Below are 20,484 nucleotides of genomic sequence, written 5' to 3'. Positions count from 1 at the left end.
AAAAAATGGCTACTAAATTCAATTACGAATTAATAGCCATTACATTATTTTAATTTTATTACGATTTGTATAAATCGCTTACATATTCCTTCTATACTGCCCACCAACTTCAAACAACGCACTTGTTATTTGTCCTAATGAACAAACTTTTGTGGCATCCATTAATTTTTCAAAAATGTTTTGATTATTGATGGCTGCATCTTGAATGATATTGATTTGTACTGCAACTTTTTCACCACTTGTTTTATGAAGATTGTTCAACATATCGATTTGATATTGTTTTTCTTCTTCAGTAGCACGAATTACTTCTGCCGGAATTACTGTTGGAGAACCTTTAGAACTCAAGAAGGTATTTACTCCGATAATTGGGAATTCACCAGTGTGTTTTAAAGTTTCGTAATACAAACTTTCTTCTTGAATTTTAGAACGTTGGTACATAGTTTCCATTGCACCCAAAACACCTCCACGTTCTGTGATTCGGTCAAATTCTTGTAAAACGGCATCTTCCACTAAATCGGTTAACTCTTCAATGATGAACGAACCTTGAATTGGGTTTTCGTTTTTCGCTAAACCTAATTCTTTATTAATAATCAACTGAATAGCCATTGCTCTACGAACTGATTCTTCGGTTGGAGTCGTGATAGCTTCATCATATGCATTGGTATGTAATGAATTACAGTTATCATAAATCGCATACAATGCTTGTAACGTTGTACGAATATCATTAAAATCAATTTCTTGTGCGTGTAAAGAACGTCCAGAAGTTTGAATATGGTATTTCAACATTTGTGCTCTTTCGTTAGCACCATATTTATTTTTCATGGCTTTCGCCCAAATTTTACGAGCAACTCGACCGATTACAGCATATTCAGGATCAATTCCGTTTGAGAAGAAGAATGATAAGTTTGGTCCGAAATCGTTGATGTTCATTCCACGACTTAAATAATATTCCACGTAAGTGAAACCATTTGCTAATGTAAATGCTAATTGTGAAATCGGATTCGCACCAGCTTCTGCAATATGATAACCTGAAATAGAAACCGAATAGAAATTACGAACATTTTGCTTGATGAAATATTCTTGAACGTCACCCATCAATCGTAACGCAAATTCTGTAGAGAAAATACAAGTGTTTTGTGCTTGGTCTTCTTTCAAAATATCGGCTTGAACTGTTCCACGAACTTGAGCTAAAGTTTTAATTTTGATATCATTATAAACATCCAAAGGCAAAACTTGGTCACCAGTTACACCTAAAAGCATTAAACCTAAACCATTATTTCCTTCTGGTAAAGCACCTTGGTATTTTGGTCTTGCTGTTCCTTTTTTCTTGTAAATTTCATTGATTCGTTCTTCAACTTCTGTTTGAAGATTGTTTTCAATGATGTATTTCTCACAGTTTTGGTCAATGGCAGCATTCATAAAAAACCCTAACAACATTGGTGCTGGACCATTGATTGTCATCGAAACCGAAGTTAACGGATGACTTAAATCGAAACCAGAATATAATTTTTTAGCATCATCCAAACAACAAATAGAAACTCCGGCATTTCCGATTTTTCCATAAATATCTGGACGAACGTGTGGGTCATTTCCGTATAAAGTTACCGAATCGAAAGCTGTTGAAAGACGTTTTGCAGGCAATCCAGCAGAAACATAATGGAAACGTTTGTTGGTTCTTTCTGGTCCACCTTCACCGGCAAACATTCTACTTGGATCTTCACCTTCACGTTTGAAAGGATATAATCCAGACGCGAATGGAAATTCACCAGGAACATTTTCTTGTAAATTCCATTTAAGAATATCACCCCAAGCTTGGTATTTTGGCAACGAAATTTTTGGAATTTGAGAATGCGATAAACTTTCGCTATGTGTTTTGATTTCAATGACTTTGTCACGAACTTTAAAACTATAAATTGGATTTTTGTATTTGTTTACTTTTTCATCCCAAGTCAAAATGATTTCCCAATTGTATGGATCAAGATTCATTTTTACTCGGTCGAATTCTTTTACTAAAAGATTTAAAAACTCATTTCTACTTTCATCTTTTGAATGCAAAATAGTTTCTTCGATTCCAGCTTTTGTCAACGATGGTTTGCTTCCAAAAACGGTTTCAATGGTTTTATAAATTCCATATAATTTTTGAGCTACTTCAACTTGAGTTAAAGCAGTTTCATCGTATTTTCTATTATTTTCAGCAATCTCCGATAAATATCTAGTTCTATGTGGAGGAATTACGAAAATTTTCTCGCTCATTTCACGAGTAATTTGGAACGTAGATTTTAAATCAGCTCCTGTTTTTTCTACAATTTTATCCATGATAGATTTGTAGAGTGTATTCATTCCTGGATCGTTGAATTGTGAAGCAATTGTTCCGAAAATTGGCATCGTTTCTACATCAGCATCCCATAAATTATGATTGCGTTGGTATTGCTTTTTTACATCACGAATCGCATCTAAAGCTCCACGTTTGTCAAATTTATTCAACGCTACTAAATCAGCAAAATCTAACATATCGATTTTTTCCAATTGGGTTGCTGCTCCAAATTCTGGCGTCATTACGTAAAGTGAAACATCGGAATGATCCATAATTTCAGTATCCGATTGTCCAATTCCAGAAGTTTCAAGAATAATGATATCGTATTTAGCTGCTTTTAATACTTCGATTGCCTCGTTCACATATTTAGACAAAGCCAAATTCGATTGACGAGTTGCCAACGAACGCATGTAAACTCTAGAATTATTGATGGCGTTCATACGAATTCTATCACCTAAAAGCGCACCGCCAGTTTTACGTTTTGAAGGATCAACCGAAATTAATCCGATAGTTTTTGTTGGAAAATCAATTAAAAATCTTCTAACTAATTCATCAACCAATGATGATTTTCCAGCTCCACCAGTTCCTGTAATTCCTAATACTGGAATTTTATTCGTTTCGTTTTTCTTATGAATTTCATCAAAAGCTGCTTTTGCAATTTCTGGGAAATTTTCAGCTGCCGAAATTAATCTTGCAATTGCCGTTGGATTTTTATCCTCAATATGAGCTAATTCACCATTTAATTTATCCCCAATTGGATAATCAGAACGTTGAACTAAATCGTTAATCATTCCTTGTAAACCCATGGCACGACCGTCATCTGGAGAATAAATTCTTTCAATTCCATATTCGTGCAATTCAGAAATTTCAGAAGGAAGAATTACACCACCACCACCACCAAAAATCTTGATGTGTCCTGCTCCTTTTTCTTTAAGCAAATCGAACATGTATTTAAAATATTCATTGTGACCACCTTGATAAGAAGTCATTGCAATGGCATTAGCATCTTCTTGAATAGCTGTATTTACAACTTCTTCAACGCTTCTGTCATGACCAAGATGGATTACCTCTACACCAGTAGCTTGGATAATTCTTCTCATGATATTAATTGCTGCATCGTGACCATCAAAAAGTGATGCTGCAGTTACAATTCTTACTTTATTTTTAGGAATATAAGGAGTTTGTGGTTCCATTTGTAATTTTTATTCAAATTTAGGAGTGCAATTTACGAATTTAATAATTTTAATACGATTTTATTACAGAGAAAAAAAGCAACAGATTTTTGTATCATTTTGACTACACATTTTTAAGCAATTACCTGATTTACAAACTAAAAAAATATTTTAAAAATAGGATTAACCTAATTTTAAAATAAATAAACATTTGAGGCACTATATTTGTAAACCTATATGAGAAAATAAAACACCATGAGAAAAACAATTTTACTTTTATTAGCTGGATTAACCTTATCTAGTTGTGCGGAAATGCAACAAATAGCCAATCAATTACCTGGCGTCTTAGAACAAGGAAATGTAGATATTGCAGGCGGATTGAAAGAAGCGTTAAACAATGGAATCAATAAACAAGTAACTAAACTTACTGCTGTAGATGGATTCTATAAAAACGAAATGGTCAAAATTTTGTTACCAGAAGAATTACAAAAAGTAGATGCTGGATTAAGAAAAATTGGTTTAGGAAAATTGGCCGATGATGGTTTGAAAGCGATAAATAGAACTGCTGAAGATGCTGTAAAACAAGCCACTCCAATATTTGTTGATGCCATAAAAGGAATGACTTTTACAGATGCTAAAAACATTTTGATGGGAAATGAAAGTGCAGCCACAACCTACTTACAAAGTTCAACTTCAACAGCTTTGTATGCTAAATTTAATCCTGTGATTAAAAATTCATTTGCAAAAGTTGGAGCTGACAAAGTTTGGGCAAACATCATTACAAAATACAATTCAATTCCATTAGTTAAAAAAGTAAATCCTGATTTAACTGACTATACAACTAACAAAGCTATGGAAGGTGTTTTCAAAATGATTTCAGTGGAAGAAAAGAATATTAGAACAGATTTAAACTCTAGAACCTCTGATTTATTGAAAAAAGTTTTTGCTTTGCAGGATAATAAATAATAATTGCTATTATTTTAATAATCAATAACATAAGTATAACATTATCTTAACATACTCATTAAGAATTAAGTAAGATATTTGCAAAGTAATAAATGAGGATTTATTATTTTGTTTGGTTTAGGTTAGTTAAAAAGATTGCCAGTGTTTGTGAAATCATTGGCATTTTTTTTGTCCTAAAGTCGCAAAGTTAGTTTTAGTTCTTTTGAATAAATGCGATAACTTGATTATTGAAGATAGTTGATTGCTCGACATTTACAACGTGCCCACATTTTTCAATTACAAATAACTTAGAAGATTTATAATGCTTTTCGACTACTTTTCTTACTGATGGTAAAAACATATAATCTTCTTCACCCATAACATAAAAAGTTGGAATATTGAGCTCTTGCTGGCGAAACCATTTCAAAACTGGATTTATTTCAGCAGTGAGTTTGAACCATCTTATGAATTCTTTTTGGTATAACTTTTTGGCCTCGTTTATGAATAGTAATCGAGATTGTTTGTGGTTTTTATTAGGCATAATGACAAACGCAAAAAACTTATATAGAACCAAATAAGGCAAGACATATTTAAAGATGTTTCCTAATCGCATTAATATTTGAGAACGGAAATTCATTTTTAAGATTGCTCCTCCCATGATCATGCTTTTCACTCTATTGGGATGCATTTCTGCGAGTTGTCGAATTACAATTGTTCCCAATGAAATACCGACAAAATGGGATGCTTTAATTTGTAAATGATCTAATACTTCTAAAACATCGTTAGCAATTGACTTGAAAGTATATTTTTGTTTAAATGCTTTTTTAATTTGTGAATTAGAATCGCCATGACCTCTTAAATCTAACAATAATACATTAAAATGCTTTTGAAATTCTCTAATTTGTTTAAACCAAATAGAAGAGCTTCCTCCTGCGCCGTGCACAAAAGTTACCCATTGGTTAGAATTTTCGTTTTTATATATTGTGTAGGAAATCAAAAGCTGTTTTTTAAAATCTCTTCCATTTCATTTTTTACTTTTATAGCTTCCTCTCTTGCTTTTTGTGCAAAATCGTGACCGTTGGATGCGTAAATTATGGCTCTTGAAGAATTGATTAATAATCCAACATTTTCACTCATTCCGTATTTGCAGACATCTTGTAAATTTCCACCTTGAGCACCAACTCCAGGAACTAAAAGAAAACTAGTTGGAATTATTTTCCTAATTTCTGTAAAATATTCGGCTTTTGTTGCTCCTACTACATACATTAGATTTTCAGAGTTTTTCCATCCTTTAGAAGTTTCTAAAACTTGCTTATACAATTCTTTTCCATTGGTTTCTAATGTCTGAAAATCAAAAGCTCCTTCATTTGATGTTAAAGCCAACATTATAGTATGTTTGTTTTCAAAAGCTAGAAATGGTTCTACAGAATCTTTTCCCATATAAGGTGCAACCGTAACCGAATCGAAATTTAAATCCTCGAAAAAAGCTTTGGCATACATTGATGAAGTATTTCCTATATCACCACGTTTTGCATCTGCAATTGTGAAAATTTCAGGATGGTTTTCGTTGATATAATCGATAGTTTTTTGCAATGACTGCCAACCTTTTATTCCATATGCTTCATAAAAAGCTGTATTTGGTTTATACGAAACACATAAATCGTGAGTAGCATCGATTATGGCTTTGTTGAATTCAAAAATTGGATCTTCGAGTTCAAGTAAATGTTGTGGAATTTTGGTTAAATCAACATCTAAACCAATACATAGAAAGGATTTTTTTAGTTGAATTTGTTCGATTAGTTGTTGTGTTGTCATTGTAGTTGTTTGATTGCAAAGTTACAAAGTTTTTTTTACCACTAAGACACAAAGAAGGCACGAAGTTCACAAATCCCTTCAAATATTTATGAAGACATCATTTTATAAAAAAGATGCCAAACTTAATTCTAGCTTGGCATCTTTATTCTTTATTCTATCTTCTATTTTCTTTAATTAAAAAACCTCAGATTCTTTCAGTTTTTCCATGTTGTTAACCAATTGCAATTCGTCAACAAATTTTTGAATTTTACCATTCATCACGCCATCCATATCAAAAACGTCTAATCCAATTCTATGGTCAGTTACACGACCTTGAGAGTAGTTATAAGTTCTAATTTTTGCCGAACGGTCACCAGAACTAACTTGCGAAGTACGTTTTACAGCATCTTCAGCTTGTTTTTTGGCTAATTCTTGTTCGTATAAACGTGAACGTAAAACCTCTAAAGCTTTATCTTTATTTTTATGTTGGGATTTTTGATCTTGACATTGTGCTACTAATCCAGTTGGAATGTGTGTTAAACGAACCGCAGATTTGGTAGTATTTACCGATTGCCCACCTGGTCCAGAAGAACAGAAAAAGTCAACACGAACTTCATTCATATCAATTTGAACGTCAAATTCTTCAGCTTCAGGTAAAACCATTACTGTTGCAGCTGATGTATGCACACGACCTTGAGTTTCTGTTTGAGGAACACGTTGCACACGATGAACACCAGCTTCAAACTTTAAAGTTCCGTAAACATCTTCACCTGTAACTTCAAAGATAATCTCTTTAAAACCACCTGAAGTTCCTTCATTCATATCAACCACAGACGTTCTCCAACCGCGTGTCTCACAATATTTAGTGTACATTCTAAATAAATCTCCTGCAAAAATAGAAGCCTCATCACCACCTGTTCCAGCACGAATCTCAACCATTACATTTTTGGCATCTTCAGCATCTTTAGGAATCAACATGAACTTGATTTCTTCTTCTAGTTGAGGAAGACGTTCTTTTGCTTCGTCCAACTGCATTTTGGCCATTTCAACCATTTCTGCATCTGAACCATCAGCAAGAATTTCGTTGGCTTCTTCTATATTTCCAGTAATATTTATCAATTCTTCGCGCTTTTCCATCAAATCTTTAAGTCCTTTATACTCTTGATTTAATTGCACATAACGTTTTTGATCCGAAATAACATCAGGTTGAATAATCAAATCTGAAATTTCATCGAAACGCTGTTTTACATATTGAAGTCTTTCTAACATTGTAATCTGTATTTTGGAGTGCAAAAGTAGTAAAAAAAGTGTTCAGTTGGCAGTGTTCAGTTGGCAGTTTTTTCATAATATTGTATAAATTATTATTTTAAATGAAAAAAACACTTCTAATCACGCTACTTTCAATTATCTTGATGACATCTTGTAAAAAAGAATCTCAAATTGAAGTTTTTGGAATTAAAACAAAAAAAGAATTCAATCAACTTAAAAAAGCCAATTGGTTTATTGGTAGTTGGGAAAACATTTCAAAAGAAGCAACTTTTAAGGAAATTTGGAAAACGGAAAATGATAGCTCATTTGTTGGAGAAAGTTTTGTGATTGTAGAAAAAGACACTGTTTTCTATGAAAAAATAGATTTATTTGAATCAAACGATTCTTTGTTTTACAAAGTTTCTGTTAAAGATCAAAATAAGGAAAAGCCAGTTTCATTTTATTTGACAAAATCTGATGATAAAGAGTTAACTTTCGAAAATCCAAAACATGATTTTCCTACCAAAATTGTTTATACAAAAATTTCAAATGACAGTTTAGTTGCTGTTATTTATGGTAAAAAAGATGGCAAGGAAATGAGTGAAACCTTTCCAATGAAAAAAACTAAATAAAAGAACATGAATAAATTATCTATATCAATACTTACAATTCTATTACTATCTATTGTTTCATGTAAAAAATATGACGCTAATGGAAATATTATAAAAGACTATGAAGAGCTTGAAAAAGCCAACTGGATATTGGGAGAATGGGAAAAAACAGATAGTCTAGGAACACTAAGAGAAATTTGGGAACGATTAGACGATAGCACATTTATTGGTTTATCCTATTACATTCAGAACAAAAAAGACACGCTTCACAATGAACAAGTGGAATTGATGCAAAATGGCGATCATTTAATTTACAGCGCAACAATTAAGGGAGAAAATAATGACTCACCTATCCCATTTCAAATGACTAAAGATGAAGATAGCTTATTGGTTTTTGAAAATCCGAAGCATGAATATCCTCAAAAAATTCAGTATAAACTTATGAAAAATGGAAGTTTAATAGCAACCATATCCGGAAAACAAAACGGAAAAAATAGTGCTGAAAATTATTCTATGAATAAGATAAAATAGTTAATTACCTATTTCAAATATTTTAAAACTTGCTTAACGGCAAGTTTTTTTTATCTCTATTTTTAAGTAAATCAGCATCTTAAATTTGAACAAATGTTAATTATTTATATTTAATCTAAATAAACTTTGCAGATTGATTTTACGTATTTATATTTGCACTGTTAAAACAATATTATTTTTAATTATTCTAAATAAATGTACAAATATAAATTATTTCCAATCCTATCACTTTTGATTTGCACCCTTGGTTCCTCACAAGAAGCCCAAACTTTTGATGATTTTTATGCTGAAAATGATACCATCAAAAAGAAAAAAGGCGAAATTCTTAAAGAAGTTATTATCTCCAACAAACAACAAAAAACACCATCTGTTGTTCGCTCTAACATCAAACCTTTAGATTTACCTCAAAGCTTTCAGGTAATTGGTAGCACTATAATTGAACAACAACAATCCATAAGATTAAGTGATGTAATAAAGAATGCTAACGGTGTTTATGTTGGTTCGGCTCGTGGTGGTGCTCAGGAATCATTTTTCTCTAGAGGATATGATATGTCTGCCAATAATATTTTTAAAAATGGTTTCCGATTAAATAGTGGTTCAATGCCTGAAGTTTCTTCTCTTGAAAAAGTTGAAATTTTGAAAGGAAGCGCTGCCTTGTTATTTGGAAATGTTGCTCCTGGTGGCATCTTAAATATGGTAACAAAGGCACCTTCTTTTACCAAAGGTGGAGAAATAGCCATGCAAGCAGGAAGCTATAATTTTTACAAACCTTCTTTAGATTTTTATGGTCCTTTAAATAAAAGTATAGCTTATCGTTTTAATGGTTCTTACGAAAATTCAGAAAGTTTTAGAGATATTGTTAAGAAAGAACGTTTCTATATTAATCCTTCTTTGTTGTTTGCCATAAATAAAAAAACAGAAATTCTTCTTCAAGGCGATTACCTTCATGATGATTGGACTCCAGATTTTGGGACTGTAATTATTGGTAAAAAAATAATTGATTTGCCTCGAGATTTATACTTGGGAGCAACTTGGTCAACTGGGCAGACGAAACAAACTACAGTTTCTGCATTAGTTAAACATGAATTTAATTCTAATTGGAAACTAAATTTCAATAGTTCATTTCAAGATTATACAAGAACTTTTAAAGGAACTGAGCGTATTCAACCAGCTGCAAATGGTGATTGGAATCGACCTTTGGGACAAAATAGAAACGAAGAAGCCATTGCCTCAGAACAATTGAGTTTACAGGGAAATTTCTCAACTGGAAAAATTAAACATCAATTACTTACTGGTGTAGATTATGAAAACTCATTTGCACAAGCCTACACATATGTTTTTAATCCAACTACGTATGGAAGTGGAAACATTTACGACTTTGAAAATTTCAATCAAGGTACAGGAATTCCAGAAAGCACTAACACACGAATTGTAAAAACAACCACAAATAGATTTGGAGTTTATATACAAGATTTAATTTCAATTACAGAAAAATTTAAAGTTTTAGCTGGATTACGTTGGTCTTGGCAAGAATCGCAACCTGTAACACATAATTTAGCTGTAAATCCGAATGTAACTACAAATGGTGTAAAACAAAAAGACGTAGCTTTTTCTCCAAAAATTGGTTTGGTATTCCAACCGACAAAGAATACTTCATTATTTGCTAGTTACTCCGATTCATTTACTCCAAATACCGGAACAACAGTTTCAGGTGATGTTTTAGATCCGTCAATCATTGCTCAATATGAAGTAGGAGTTAAAAATGATTTTTGGAAAGGATTACTGAGTTTGAATGTAACTTTGTATCAAATAACAAACGACAATTTAGCTCAAACAGCAGAAATCAAAGCCGATGGTTCAACTAATACTGACACAACAGTAAAAGTTTTAAGTGGTGAAACCAAGAGTAAAGGAATTGAAGTTGACATTACAGCAAGACCAATTGAAGGTTTAAATATCAACGCTGGTTACAGTTACAATGATATGCGATATACCAAAACATCTGGAACAAATGGAAGTTTTATTGTTGGCGATAGATTAGTAAGAACTCCAGCAAACACAGCTAATTTAAGTTTTTTCTATACCTTACCAAACGGAAAACTAAAAGGATTGTCTTTTGGAGCCATTGGAAATTACATTGGAAAACGTGTTGGAGGTTGGAACAATCAAGTAGTTGTAAACCCAACAACATTTGCAACTAGTATTAATGACAGAGAAATTACGCTTAATGATTATACAACAATTGATTTTTCTATTGGTTATGATTGGAAAAAGTTCTCATTATTGTGCAAATTATCAAATATTACCAACGAATTGAATTACACGGTTCACGAAAATTATAGCGTTAATCCTATTGCGCCAAGACAAGTACTAACATCATTACGATACAAATTTTAAAATCATGATTTCACCTTTAAAAGCTAGAAACTTACACCGCGATTTGGGATATTTTTATATTGGATTAATTATTTCCTTTGCCTTTTCAGGAATATTGATGAACCACAGAGAACATTGGCATCCTGAAAAATATACAGTTCAAACAAAAACTATTTCTGTAAACATTCCAAAAGATACGGAAATCACAGAAAAGTATGCCGAAGAACTTGGTAAACAACTTGGCATCGATGATAAAATTAGACGTCACAAAGTGAAAGAGGACGAATTGAAAATATCCTTCGAGAAAAATGATGTAGAAATTGATTTAAAAACTGGCAAAGGTGAAATTGTAACATTTATAAAAACGCCCATCATTAGCCAAACCATGAAATTACATAAAAACACTTCTAATTGGTGGATTTATTACAGTGATATTTTTGGATTATCATTAATAACTATTGCGCTAACTGGTGCCATCATTATTCCTGCAGGAAAATTTACGTTTAAAAAACGTGGCTGGAAATTAGCACTAGCCGGATTAATAGTTCCGTTACTAATATTGATTTTTGTTTAAGGTTGAAAAGCTCCAATTTAGATTGGAGCTTTTTTTTAGTATATTTGTGTAAATTTATTAAGCCTTTATACTAGTATAAAATAGTAAAATCATAGCAGTTATGAAAAAGCTGATTATTTTCTTTTCCCTCATATTTCTTTTTTCATGCAACAGAAGAAATGAAAATAAACATCTCTATTTTCAATTAGAAATCTATGAAAAAAATTTAGAGGAAGTTATTAAAGCTATTGATGCAGGTGCATCTTTTCGCTCAGCTGATGTAGAATATTTAAAAAAAAATTATGACACTATGAGTAAAATAGCCTTTGAAATAAAAAACTCACCAAAAACTATTGGTGATGAAAACAGAGTTAAGGTTATTAAATCGCGAGATTCCATTAATACTAAATTTAAACTATATCTCAAATTTATGCCCTCAAATACTTATGAAAATGTTGAGGATAGTATTTTTAAAAAAACAATAAATATAGATTTTTTAAGACTAACAGAGGCATTTCAATTAAGATATGTACTTCCAAAAAGTGGATGTAAATAACAACGATATTTAATAAAACTATAAGTTTTTAATGTATCGAAAAAAAATTAATTACGAATCGTTAATATTCTAAAAATGCTGCCAAAACCAAAAACCATACTAATCCTACTTTCAATAGTAACTCTACTATTACTAATTCCATTGATTGCGATGCAATTCAATAATGAAGTCAATTGGTCGGTTATGGACTTTGTTATGGCTGGAATTTTACTTTTTGGTACGAGTTTGGTAATTGAATTTGTTCTACGAAAAGTAAAAAGCACCAAACATCGAATACTTCTTTCCGGAATTATTTTACTTTTATTATTCTTGCTTTGGGCAGAACTTGCTGTAGGCATTTTTGGTAGTCCAATTGCTGGTACTTAAAAAAATAAACACAAAAGTCACAAAAGTTTTTGATCTTCTTTTGTGACTTTTGTGTTAAAAAAATTCTCTTGATATTGATATTAAAAACCTCGTCTATTTCTAAACGAGGTTTCTATCTTCTTTTTTCTTTTCTCTATTTTCTTTCAGGAATATTCGCTAAAATCTCCAACAAGAATTTCCAAAACTTTTGTGAAGACGAAATACTGGCTCTTTCATCTGGAGAATGCGCACCGTGAATTGTTGGTCCGAAAGAAATCATGTCCATTCCAGGATAATTCGTTCCTAAAATTCCACATTCTAAACCTGCGTGACAAGCTACAACTTTTGGTTTATCGCCGTTTTGTTTTTCATAAATAGAAGTCAAAACATCTAATATTTCCGATTTGGGATTTGGTGTCCAACCTGGATAGCTTCCGCCAAATTCAACTTCGCAACCAAACAATTCGTAAGCTGAACGCAATGCATTTGCTAAATCAAATTTAGAACTTTCAACTGATGAACGTGTTAAATTTTGAATCGAAATTTCGCTATCTTTTACGATAACTCTCGCAATATTATTAGAAGTTTCTACCAAATCTTCCATATCTGGACTCATTCGGTAAACGCCATTGTGAGCAGCATAAATTGAGCGAAGTAAACCTTCTTGAACGCCTAAATCCATTACTTTTGCAGGCAAATCTGACTTTACAATTTCGATAGTCAAATTTGGTTCCATTACTTTAAATTCGGCTTTAATGTCACTAATCACTTCTTGCATATCAAACACAAAAGCTTCGTCATACATAGCCGCAACAATTACCTTAGCAACACTTTCTCTAGGAATAGCATTACGCAAACTTCCTCCAGAAATTTCAGCAATTTGAAGTCCGAAATTCTCAAAACCGTCAAATAAAAGTCGGTTCATGATTTTGTTAGCATTACCCAAACCTTTATGAATATCCATTCCAGAATGTCCGCCATTTAACCCTTTAACAGTAATGGTGTAACCTACAGAACCTTCTGGAGTTTCTTCTTCGTTATAACTTCTTGTAGCCGTAACATCAACGCCACCAGCACAACCAATGTCAATTTCGTCGTCTTCTTCTGTATCAAGATTTAAAAGAATTTCTCCTTTTAAAACACCTCCTTTTAGGTTTAAAGCACCGGTCATTCCGGTTTCTTCATCAATGGTAAAAAGAGCGTCAATAGCAGGATGCGGAATGTCTTTACTTTCCAAAATTGCCATAATTGCGGCAACTCCAAGTCCGTTATCGGCACCAAGTGTTGTTCCTTTTGCTTTTACCCAATCACCATCAACGAACATATCAATTCCTTGTGTTAAGAAATCGAAATTGGTATCGTTATTTTTTTGATGTACCATATCCAAATGTCCTTGTAGAACAATGGTTTTGCGGTTTTCCATTCCTGGAGTCGCTGGTTTACGGATGATTACATTTCGGATTTCATCTTCAAAAGTTTCTAATCCTAAAGTGGTTCCGAAGTTTTTCATAAACTCAATTACACGTTCTTCTTTTTTAGATGGACGTGGTACTGCGTTTAGGTCGGCAAACTTGTTCCAAAGTGCTTTTGGTTCAAGGTTTCTAATTTCTTGGCTCATTATATTTTAGTTTGTTAGACACGAATTGCACGAATTTTCACGAATTAATTTAATGCGGAAATTTCACGAAATTACAGATTGCATTATTTAATATTAAAACACAAAGTTACAAAGTTTAATTTCTTTGCGAATTGATTTGTGATTATATTTACATTTCTAATTTTACTAATGAAAAGAAAATTTATTCTACCAATATTTTTACTATTTCAGATACTATTTCTGAAAGTGATTGCTTTTTTTCCTGAAACGGTTGAACGTATTTATAGCAATGGTTTGTACGTTTATATTTCTAGATTTTCAAGAACACTTTTGGGCAAAATTCCTTTTTCTGTTGGAGATGTAATATATGGACTATTGATTATTTATTTACTGATTCAACTTTGGAAAACGAGAAAATCGTGGCGATTACAATGGAAAAATAATCTATTGAAAATTATTAATGTTTTGTCAATGGTTTATTTTTTGTTTCATTTTTTATGGGCTTTTAATTATTACCGAGTTCCGTTATTTGAAAAAATGAGTATTCAACGCGAATATTCTGATGATGATTTGTATCGTTTTACTGCAAAATTAATTTCTAAAACCAATGAAATCCATTTTAAAATTACGAATGATAAAAACCTGAAAGTTAGCGTTCCGTATTCGCAAGATTCTATTTTCAAAATGACACAAAATGGATATGCTAATTTGGGAAATCAATATGCTTTTTTCAAATATGAAATTCCTAGTAGAAAAAAATCGTTGTTTAGTTTGCCGTTGACATATATGGGATTTGGAGGTTATTTGAATCCGTTTACGAATGAAGCTCAAGTGAATGATAAAATTCCGATGGTTGGTTTTCCGATGACAATTAATCACGAAATGGCGCATCAAATGGGTTTTGCAAGTGAAAGCGAATGCAATTTTATTGGATTTTTAGCAAGTGTAAAAAACGACGATTTGTATTTTCAATATTCTGCTTATCAATATGCGTTACGTTATTGCTTGAACAGTATTGGTATGAAAAGCGAATCAAAATTTGAGTATTACAAAAACAAAATCAATCCTGGAATTATTGAAAACTATAAAGAAAGTGAAGCTTTTTGGAAAAGTTATGATACAATAATCGACAAAGGATTTCACGCTTTTTATGATCAATTTTTAAAAATGAATCAGCAAAAAGATGGCTTGGAAAGTTATAGTAAATATGTGGATTTGTTGATTAATTATTATAAAACTGAAACTCTTTAATTATTTTGCCACAGATTTAACGGATTTTAAAGATTTACACTGATTCTAAAAATGCTAGTGAAAAACAAATACCTACAAGGTTTTGGAAACCTTGCAGGAATATAATTTAAACTTCATCACTTGTGAAAGTCACAAAACTTCTCTTTTTAAAAGGTCTGACGATTAATCTTCCTTCACGGTCAAAACGAACATAGTTGTAAACCCAATTTAGGAAAACTACGGCTTTATTTTTGAATCCGATTAGTGAAAATAAATGTACAAACATCCAAACAAACCAAGCGAAAACTCCGTTGAAATGGTATTTTGGTAAATCTACAACGGCAAGATTTCTTCCAATGGTTGCCATGGAACCTTTATCGTTGTATTCGAAGGGTTTCATAGGTTTGTTGGCTAGTAATTTTACTAAATTTTCTCCCAATAAAGCACCTTGTTGTAATGCTGGTTGCGCCATCATAGGATGACCTTGCGGATATTTTTCGCTTTCCATTGAGGCAATATCACCAATGGCAAAAATATTATCATAACCAACTACTTGATTGTATTGGTTTACTCGAATGCGTTCTACACGTTCTACAAGAGATTTTGAATCCAATCCGTGAATGGCAGCACCTTGAACACCTGCTGTCCAAATAACGGTTGCGGTTTCAAATGTCAAATCAGAGTTGGTTGTGATGGTTCTTCCGTCGTAATTGGTTACTCGAACGTTTTTGTGGACAATTACACCTAAATCAACCAAGAATTTTTCGGCTGCTTCAGAAGATTTTTCAGACATCGTGTTTAAAACTCGGTCGCCACTTTGAATAAGATTGATTTCCATTTTAGAAATATCTAAATCGGGATAATCTTTTTGGAGAATGGCTCTTTTCATTTCGGCAAGTGCGCCTGCAAGCTCTACTCCTGTAGGTCCTGCGCCTACTAGAACAAAGTTTATTAGAGCATTTTTATCGGCTTCATTTGTTGTTAAAACGGCTTGTTCAAAATTTTCAAGAATTAAACTACGGATGTTCAATGATTGTGGAATGGTTTTCATTGACATGGAATTGCGTTCGATCTCTTTGTTGCCAAAATAATTGGTTTTGGAACCAGTAGCAATTACTAAATAATCGTAATTTAAATCACCAATTTCTGAAATTACTTTTTGATTTTGCGTATCAATTTCTTTTACAGAAGTTAGTCGAAAATAGAAATCTTTGTATTCTTGAATTACTTTTCGAATTGGATAAGCTATAGAACCTGCTTCTAATCCGCCGGTTGCTACTTGATATAGAAGTGGTTGGAATGTATGGTAATTATGTTTGTCGAGTAAAACAACTTGTAGGTTTTTGTTTCTTAGTTTTTTAGCTATTGATAGACCTGCAAATCCGCCACCGATGATGACTACTCGTTTTTTATCTGAATGTGGAATGTTCATTGTAAAATGCAATTTTTCTTGAATACAAAGTTAGTTGTTTTTTGATTGTAAAAGTTGCTTAAAAGTTTACAAGTTTTAGTGGTTTGAAAATCTGATTTTGTGTAAGACGATTACTCATTAGCCCTGATTGCAATGGAAAGCTTTTTCTTTTGTTGCCTGAGGTCACTCGAAGGCAACAAAAGAAAAACTTGGAATGGAAAGCAGGAAAAAGGTTTGTAGAAATGCGCAAGTAATTCGCTCCTGCAAAAATCAATTGGCATTAAAATTTGACTTTTGAAATTGAAATTGATTTACGTATCTTGTAACAAAATCTAGTAAAGGTTTACTAACGTATATATGAGCGAGAATTTGGAACAAACGTTTGTGCAGCAATTGCGTGAAAATCAGAATATAATCCACAAGATTTGTAGGTTATATACTTCTGATGGTGATGCACATAAGGATTTGTTTCAGGAGATTACGATTCAATTATGGAAGGCTTTTCCGAAGTTTCGTGGTGATGCCAAATTTTCTACATGGGCTTATCGAGTTGCTTTAAATACTGCCATTACTTTGTACCGAAAAAGTACACGAAGTGTTTCTACAGTGGAATATGAAAAGCATAGTTTTTTCATTAGTCAAGACGAATATAATAGCGAAGAAGAAGAACAAATAAAGTTGATGTATCAAGCGGTGCATCAATTGAATGATATTGAAAAGGCATTGGTTTTTATGTATCTAGAAGATAAAGATTACACGGAAATTGCCGAAACATTAGGTATTAGTGAAGTTAATGCAAGAGTTAAAATGAATAGAATTAAAGGAAAATTGAAAAAAATATTAAATCCGTAAGGTTATGATGGAAGAGTTGGATTTATTAAAAAAAGACTGGAAAAAGAACGAAAATTCTTTTGAACAAGTATCGGAAGTGGATATTTATAAAATGTTACATAAGAAGTCGTCTTCTATTGTGAAGTGGATATTGATTATTAGTATTTTAGAGGTATTACTTTGGACTGGAATTAGCTTGGTTTACAATTCAGATGAATATTTTATTAGAACACATAGTGAATATTTAATTGAGTATTTTAAATACTTAACAATTTTTAATTATGCTGTTGTAGCGGTATTTATCTATATGTTTTACAAAAATTATAGAGCTATATCTACCATAACATCAACAAAGCAATTGATGAAAGATATTTTAAAAACAAGAAAAACGGTAAAATATTACGTTTGGTACAACCTAGGCATGATGGTAGTAAGCATGATTATTGGTTTTGCACTTGTTTTTACTGTAGATCCAAAATTGCATGAATTGACTTCAAAAGGCAATGCCATGATTTTTATGATTGCATTTTGTACCGTTTGTATTTTAGTCTTCGTTGGTTTATTCTGGCTATTCTACCGATTGATTTATGGAATTTTACTTCGTAAGTTATTTAGAAATTATAACGAATTGAAAAAAATTGATTTATAAAAGAAAAGTCTCGTTAATAGCGAGACTTTTTTATTAATATTCCCACTGACGTAGGCGATTTAGTTTTTCTTGTTCTTCAATTTCTTCAGCAGGAATAACCTTTAAGAAAGAGGCATGTTGCTCGATAGCATATTCTACTTTTTCAACAATTTGCTCGATAGTTTCATTTTCATAATCTATTTCTAGTGGTTCTTTTATGGTAAATGATTGAAGGATATTTTTCTTTTTAAGTCGTAACCCTTTTTTATCAAAAGAACGGCGAAACCCGTCTATAACTATTGGAACAACAATTGGTTTGTGTTGTTTAATGATGTGAGCAGTACCTTTTCGCACAGGTTTAAAAGACTTTGTAGTTCCTTGTGGAAAAGTAATAACCCAACCATCGGCAAGAGCTATTTTGATATTTTCGGTGTCATTCGGATTTACTTCTCTTTTTTCAGCAACATCTTTTCCTCCAGCCCTCCATGTTCTTTCGACTGTAATTGCTCCAACATAAGCTAAAATTCTAGGAAGCAATCCAGCTTTCATAGTTTCGCTCGCTGCAACGTAATACACATTCATTTTTGGTTGCCACAAATAACCTACATTTTTGATTGAATCTTCTCTTCCCGAGAGACTCGCATTAAAAACATGAAACATGGCTACAACATCAGCAAAATAGGTTTGATGATTGGAAATAAACAGTACATTTTTATCAGGTAAGCTTCTAATAATTTCAGAACCTTCTATTTGTAATTCATTAAATCCACGATAACGTCTATGAGTTATCACGCCAAAAATTCGGATAAGCCATTTTTTGATAAAAAGTATATGTCCAAAAGGATTTCGTTTAAATAATCCCATAATATTCATTAGAAAATTGAACGACAAACATACAAAAATTAAAATTTATAGAACCATTTTCAATACATCTTTTAACTCACTTAGCATCATTGCAGTTGCTCCCCAAACGGTATGCTCCTCAATTTGAAAAACTGGAACTTCAATCAATTTAGAGTAGGAAGTTTCTAAATTTTTAATACTCATAATTGTATCATCTAAAAGTGCAGATAAAGGTAATTCGATAATTCCTGCAACTTCCTCTTCTTGAAGAGTAAACGTTAATTCAACTTGAGATATTCCTAAAAAAGGATACACCAAAAAATTACTTGGCGGAATATAAATAGATGAAAAATCTCTAATAACATCAATATCATTTGGATGAATACCTATTTCCTCATAAGTTTCTCGCAAAGCAGTTTGTTTTAAGTCAAAATCAATCTCTTCAACCTTACCACCCGGAAAAGCAATCTGCGAAGAATGAACTCCTGGATATGAATTTCTTACAATTAATACTAAATGCGTAACTTCATTTTTAGGATAAAACAACATCATTACAGCAGCTTTTCTTACCGAACTAAGATTATAACTATTTTCCTCCATCATTTTAACTCTTTCCAAAGGCGCCATTTTAACATGTGAAGAAGTTGAAGGTAAATCTACATTCAAAACATTTGGAATAGCCTTAAAAAACAAATCAAAATTCATAGTTAATAGTTCTAATTATTTATAAATTTACCAAAAAAACAACAACAAACCCAAAAAATAAATTCTACATGTACAGTAAAGAAGAAAGTTTAAAGATTAAAAAAGAATTTTGGGTACAATTTGCAGAAGCATATCCAAGAAAATGGCTTTTATATGATACTAAGATAAAAGATGTTACTTTTAAATTCTATGTAGACAACAAAAAAGCTCAAGTCTTATTAGATATAGAGCCAAAAGAAGAAGAAAAAAGAAAAATATATTTTGAAAAAATAGAATCACTTAAAAACATACTACTAGAAGAATATTTACCGGATGCAATTTTAGAAAGAAATCATTATTTAGAAAATGGCAAAATAATAAGTAGAATATGGGTTGAAAAACTTAATGTCAGTTTAAACAATAAAAATACTTGGAACGAAATATTCGATTTTTTTAGTGAAACTATGTCACAATTTGAAACCTTCTTTTTCGAATACGAAGAGTACATCAAAGACTTAGAAACCAATACTTAGTATAATTTTTATGGCGTGCCCCAAGGGTCGTGCTATCCGCTATATCTTTTCTTTTTTAAGAAAAAAAGAAAAGGATGCCGCTTCTATCACTCACGCGATTTAGCGTTATCCAAAATATGTGATTCCATAACAACTATGTAACTTTCCTAAAACTTTTTATAAAACAAAAAACCTCTATCAAATAAATGATAGAGGTTTTCAAAAAGAAGGCGGCGACATACTCTCCCACAGTTATGCAGTACCATCTGCGCAATCGGGCTTAACTTCTCTGTTCGGAATGGG

19 protein-coding genes and 1 rRNA gene are annotated in these 20,484 nt (G+C 32.0%); 11 read left to right on the top strand and 9 right to left on the bottom strand.

The annotated features are described in order from the left end of the window. Window positions 1-78 precede the first annotated feature (78 nt). Window positions 79-3,507, bottom strand: a complete 3,429-nt coding sequence (locus ACYU7A_RS05860; RefSeq protein ID WP_460574904.1) for a methylmalonyl-CoA mutase family protein — start codon at window positions 3,505-3,507, stop codon at window positions 79-81. Window positions 3,508-3,741: 234 nt separating this feature from the next. On the opposite strand from ACYU7A_RS05860, the gene ACYU7A_RS05855 reads away from it, so the two are divergent. Further along, window positions 3,742-4,452, top strand: a complete 711-nt coding sequence (locus ACYU7A_RS05855; RefSeq protein WP_460574902.1) for a DUF4197 domain-containing protein — start codon at window positions 3,742-3,744, stop codon at window positions 4,450-4,452. A 193-nt stretch (window positions 4,453-4,645) separates the two neighbouring features. Here the strand turns inward: ACYU7A_RS05855 and ACYU7A_RS05850 are convergent, their stop codons facing one another. The 3 genes from ACYU7A_RS05850 to prfA form a co-directional block, all read right to left on the bottom strand. Beyond that, window positions 4,646-5,428 (bottom strand): alpha/beta fold hydrolase, encoded by a 783-nt coding sequence (locus ACYU7A_RS05850; RefSeq protein WP_460574900.1) that lies wholly within the window; start codon window positions 5,426-5,428, stop codon window positions 4,646-4,648. Then, a complete protein-coding gene (gene pyrF, locus ACYU7A_RS05845; protein ID WP_460574898.1) occupies window positions 5,425-6,246 on the bottom strand; it encodes an orotidine-5'-phosphate decarboxylase in 822 nt (273 codons plus the stop codon). The genes ACYU7A_RS05850 and pyrF overlap by 4 nt, the downstream gene beginning before the upstream one ends. A 174-nt stretch (window positions 6,247-6,420) precedes the next feature. Next, a complete protein-coding gene (prfA, locus tag ACYU7A_RS05840) occupies window positions 6,421-7,494 on the bottom strand; it encodes a peptide chain release factor 1 (protein ID WP_460574896.1) in 1,074 nt (357 codons plus the stop codon). Between the two features lie 101 nt (window positions 7,495-7,595). On the opposite strand from prfA, the gene ACYU7A_RS05835 reads away from it, so the two are divergent. The 6 genes from ACYU7A_RS05835 to ACYU7A_RS05810 all read left to right on the top strand — a co-directional run bounded on the left by ACYU7A_RS05835 (window position 7,596) and on the right by ACYU7A_RS05810 (window position 12,466). Then, on the top strand, window positions 7,596-8,105 hold the full coding sequence (locus tag ACYU7A_RS05835; RefSeq protein WP_460574894.1) for a DUF6265 family protein: 510 nt from the start codon (window positions 7,596-7,598) through the stop codon (window positions 8,103-8,105). 6 nt (window positions 8,106-8,111) lie between these two features. Continuing rightward, entirely contained in the window at window positions 8,112-8,615 is a 504-nt protein-coding gene (locus ACYU7A_RS05830) for a DUF6265 family protein (protein ID WP_460574892.1), read from the top strand. 195 nt (window positions 8,616-8,810) lie between these two features. Beyond that, window positions 8,811-11,012 (top strand): TonB-dependent siderophore receptor, encoded by a 2,202-nt coding sequence (locus ACYU7A_RS05825; protein WP_460574890.1) that lies wholly within the window; start codon window positions 8,811-8,813, stop codon window positions 11,010-11,012. 4 nt (window positions 11,013-11,016) lie between these two features. Beyond that, the gene (locus ACYU7A_RS05820; RefSeq protein ID WP_460574888.1) at window positions 11,017-11,565 is read left to right on the top strand and encodes a PepSY-associated TM helix domain-containing protein; all 549 of its coding nucleotides are present in this window, start codon (window positions 11,017-11,019) and stop codon (window positions 11,563-11,565) included. Window positions 11,566-11,665: 100 nt separating this feature from the next. After that, entirely contained in the window at window positions 11,666-12,100 is a 435-nt protein-coding gene (locus ACYU7A_RS05815; RefSeq protein WP_460574886.1) for a hypothetical protein, read from the top strand. A 75-nt stretch (window positions 12,101-12,175) separates the two neighbouring features. Beyond that, on the top strand, window positions 12,176-12,466 hold the full coding sequence (locus tag ACYU7A_RS05810) for a hypothetical protein (protein ID WP_460574884.1): 291 nt from the start codon (window positions 12,176-12,178) through the stop codon (window positions 12,464-12,466). 133 nt (window positions 12,467-12,599) lie between these two features. Here ACYU7A_RS05810 and ACYU7A_RS05805 read toward each other — a convergent pair whose 3' ends face one another. Next, window positions 12,600-14,063: an aminoacyl-histidine dipeptidase gene (locus tag ACYU7A_RS05805; RefSeq protein ID WP_460574882.1), complete on the bottom strand. Its 1,464-nt coding sequence runs from the start codon at window positions 14,061-14,063 to the stop codon at window positions 12,600-12,602. A gap of 168 nt (window positions 14,064-14,231) precedes the next feature. On the opposite strand from ACYU7A_RS05805, the gene ACYU7A_RS05800 reads away from it, so the two are divergent. After that, on the top strand, window positions 14,232-15,293 hold the full coding sequence (locus ACYU7A_RS05800; RefSeq protein WP_460574880.1) for a DUF3810 domain-containing protein: 1,062 nt from the start codon (window positions 14,232-14,234) through the stop codon (window positions 15,291-15,293). 106 nt (window positions 15,294-15,399) lie between these two features. Here ACYU7A_RS05800 and ACYU7A_RS05795 read toward each other — a convergent pair whose 3' ends face one another. Beyond that, the gene (locus ACYU7A_RS05795; RefSeq protein ID WP_460574878.1) at window positions 15,400-16,704 is read right to left on the bottom strand and encodes an NAD(P)/FAD-dependent oxidoreductase; all 1,305 of its coding nucleotides are present in this window, start codon (window positions 16,702-16,704) and stop codon (window positions 15,400-15,402) included. Between the two features lie 336 nt (window positions 16,705-17,040). Here ACYU7A_RS05795 and ACYU7A_RS05790 point away from each other — a divergent pair, with 336 nt between their 5' ends. Beyond that, entirely contained in the window at window positions 17,041-17,535 is a 495-nt protein-coding gene (locus ACYU7A_RS05790) for an RNA polymerase sigma factor (protein ID WP_344817378.1), read from the top strand. A gap of 4 nt (window positions 17,536-17,539) precedes the next feature. Further along, window positions 17,540-18,163 (top strand): hypothetical protein, encoded by a 624-nt coding sequence (locus ACYU7A_RS05785; RefSeq protein ID WP_460574874.1) that lies wholly within the window; start codon window positions 17,540-17,542, stop codon window positions 18,161-18,163. A gap of 33 nt (window positions 18,164-18,196) precedes the next feature. Here ACYU7A_RS05785 and ACYU7A_RS05780 read toward each other — a convergent pair whose 3' ends face one another. Next, window positions 18,197-19,006, bottom strand: a complete 810-nt coding sequence (locus ACYU7A_RS05780) for a lysophospholipid acyltransferase family protein (protein WP_460574872.1) — start codon at window positions 19,004-19,006, stop codon at window positions 18,197-18,199. Between the two features lie 45 nt (window positions 19,007-19,051). Continuing rightward, window positions 19,052-19,690: an NUDIX hydrolase gene (locus ACYU7A_RS05775; protein ID WP_460574870.1), complete on the bottom strand. Its 639-nt coding sequence runs from the start codon at window positions 19,688-19,690 to the stop codon at window positions 19,052-19,054. A 68-nt stretch (window positions 19,691-19,758) separates the two neighbouring features. Between ACYU7A_RS05775 and ACYU7A_RS05770 the strand changes: the two genes are divergently transcribed. Then, window positions 19,759-20,202, top strand: coding sequence for a DUF4268 domain-containing protein (locus tag ACYU7A_RS05770; protein WP_460574868.1), 444 nt, complete (start codon window positions 19,759-19,761; stop codon window positions 20,200-20,202). A gap of 204 nt (window positions 20,203-20,406) precedes the next feature. Here ACYU7A_RS05770 and rrf read toward each other — a convergent pair. Further along, a 5S ribosomal RNA gene (gene rrf, locus ACYU7A_RS05765) occupies window positions 20,407-20,484 on the bottom strand; the annotation flags it as partial.

This window comes from Flavobacterium koreense (assembly GCF_054776075.1).
The sequence above is the reverse complement of the archived record's forward strand: the minus strand, read 5'-3'. Positions and strand labels throughout refer to the sequence as shown.

What these genes read in the sequence shown, in the direction of transcription:
- ACYU7A_RS05855 (WP_460574902.1), top strand. Translation starts at nt 3,742, where the DNA reads ATGAGAAAAACAATTTTACTTTTATTAGCTGGATTAACCTTATCTAGT.
- ACYU7A_RS05830 (WP_460574892.1), top strand. Translation starts at nt 8,112, where the DNA reads ATGAATAAATTATCTATATCAATACTTACAATTCTATTACTATCTATT.
- ACYU7A_RS05825 (WP_460574890.1), top strand. Translation starts at nt 8,811, where the DNA reads ATGTACAAATATAAATTATTTCCAATCCTATCACTTTTGATTTGCACC.
- ACYU7A_RS05780 (WP_460574872.1), bottom strand. Translation starts at nt 19,006, where the DNA reads ATGGGATTATTTAAACGAAATCCTTTTGGACATATACTTTTTATCAAA.
- ACYU7A_RS05805 (WP_460574882.1), bottom strand. Translation starts at nt 14,063, where the DNA reads ATGAGCCAAGAAATTAGAAACCTTGAACCAAAAGCACTTTGGAACAAG.
- ACYU7A_RS05770 (WP_460574868.1), top strand. Translation starts at nt 19,759, where the DNA reads ATGTACAGTAAAGAAGAAAGTTTAAAGATTAAAAAAGAATTTTGGGTA.
- ACYU7A_RS05775 (WP_460574870.1), bottom strand. Translation starts at nt 19,690, where the DNA reads ATGAATTTTGATTTGTTTTTTAAGGCTATTCCAAATGTTTTGAATGTA.
- ACYU7A_RS05820 (WP_460574888.1), top strand. Translation starts at nt 11,017, where the DNA reads ATGATTTCACCTTTAAAAGCTAGAAACTTACACCGCGATTTGGGATAT.
- ACYU7A_RS05815 (WP_460574886.1), top strand. Translation starts at nt 11,666, where the DNA reads ATGAAAAAGCTGATTATTTTCTTTTCCCTCATATTTCTTTTTTCATGC.
- ACYU7A_RS05785 (WP_460574874.1), top strand. Translation starts at nt 17,540, where the DNA reads ATGATGGAAGAGTTGGATTTATTAAAAAAAGACTGGAAAAAGAACGAA.
- ACYU7A_RS05800 (WP_460574880.1), top strand. Translation starts at nt 14,232, where the DNA reads ATGAAAAGAAAATTTATTCTACCAATATTTTTACTATTTCAGATACTA.
- prfA (WP_460574896.1), bottom strand. Translation starts at nt 7,494, where the DNA reads ATGTTAGAAAGACTTCAATATGTAAAACAGCGTTTCGATGAAATTTCA.
- ACYU7A_RS05810 (WP_460574884.1), top strand. Translation starts at nt 12,176, where the DNA reads ATGCTGCCAAAACCAAAAACCATACTAATCCTACTTTCAATAGTAACT.
- pyrF (WP_460574898.1), bottom strand. Translation starts at nt 6,246, where the DNA reads ATGACAACACAACAACTAATCGAACAAATTCAACTAAAAAAATCCTTT.
- ACYU7A_RS05790 (WP_344817378.1), top strand. Translation starts at nt 17,041, where the DNA reads ATGAGCGAGAATTTGGAACAAACGTTTGTGCAGCAATTGCGTGAAAAT.
- ACYU7A_RS05835 (WP_460574894.1), top strand. Translation starts at nt 7,596, where the DNA reads ATGAAAAAAACACTTCTAATCACGCTACTTTCAATTATCTTGATGACA.
- ACYU7A_RS05860 (WP_460574904.1), bottom strand. Translation starts at nt 3,507, where the DNA reads ATGGAACCACAAACTCCTTATATTCCTAAAAATAAAGTAAGAATTGTA.
- ACYU7A_RS05795 (WP_460574878.1), bottom strand. Translation starts at nt 16,704, where the DNA reads ATGAACATTCCACATTCAGATAAAAAACGAGTAGTCATCATCGGTGGC.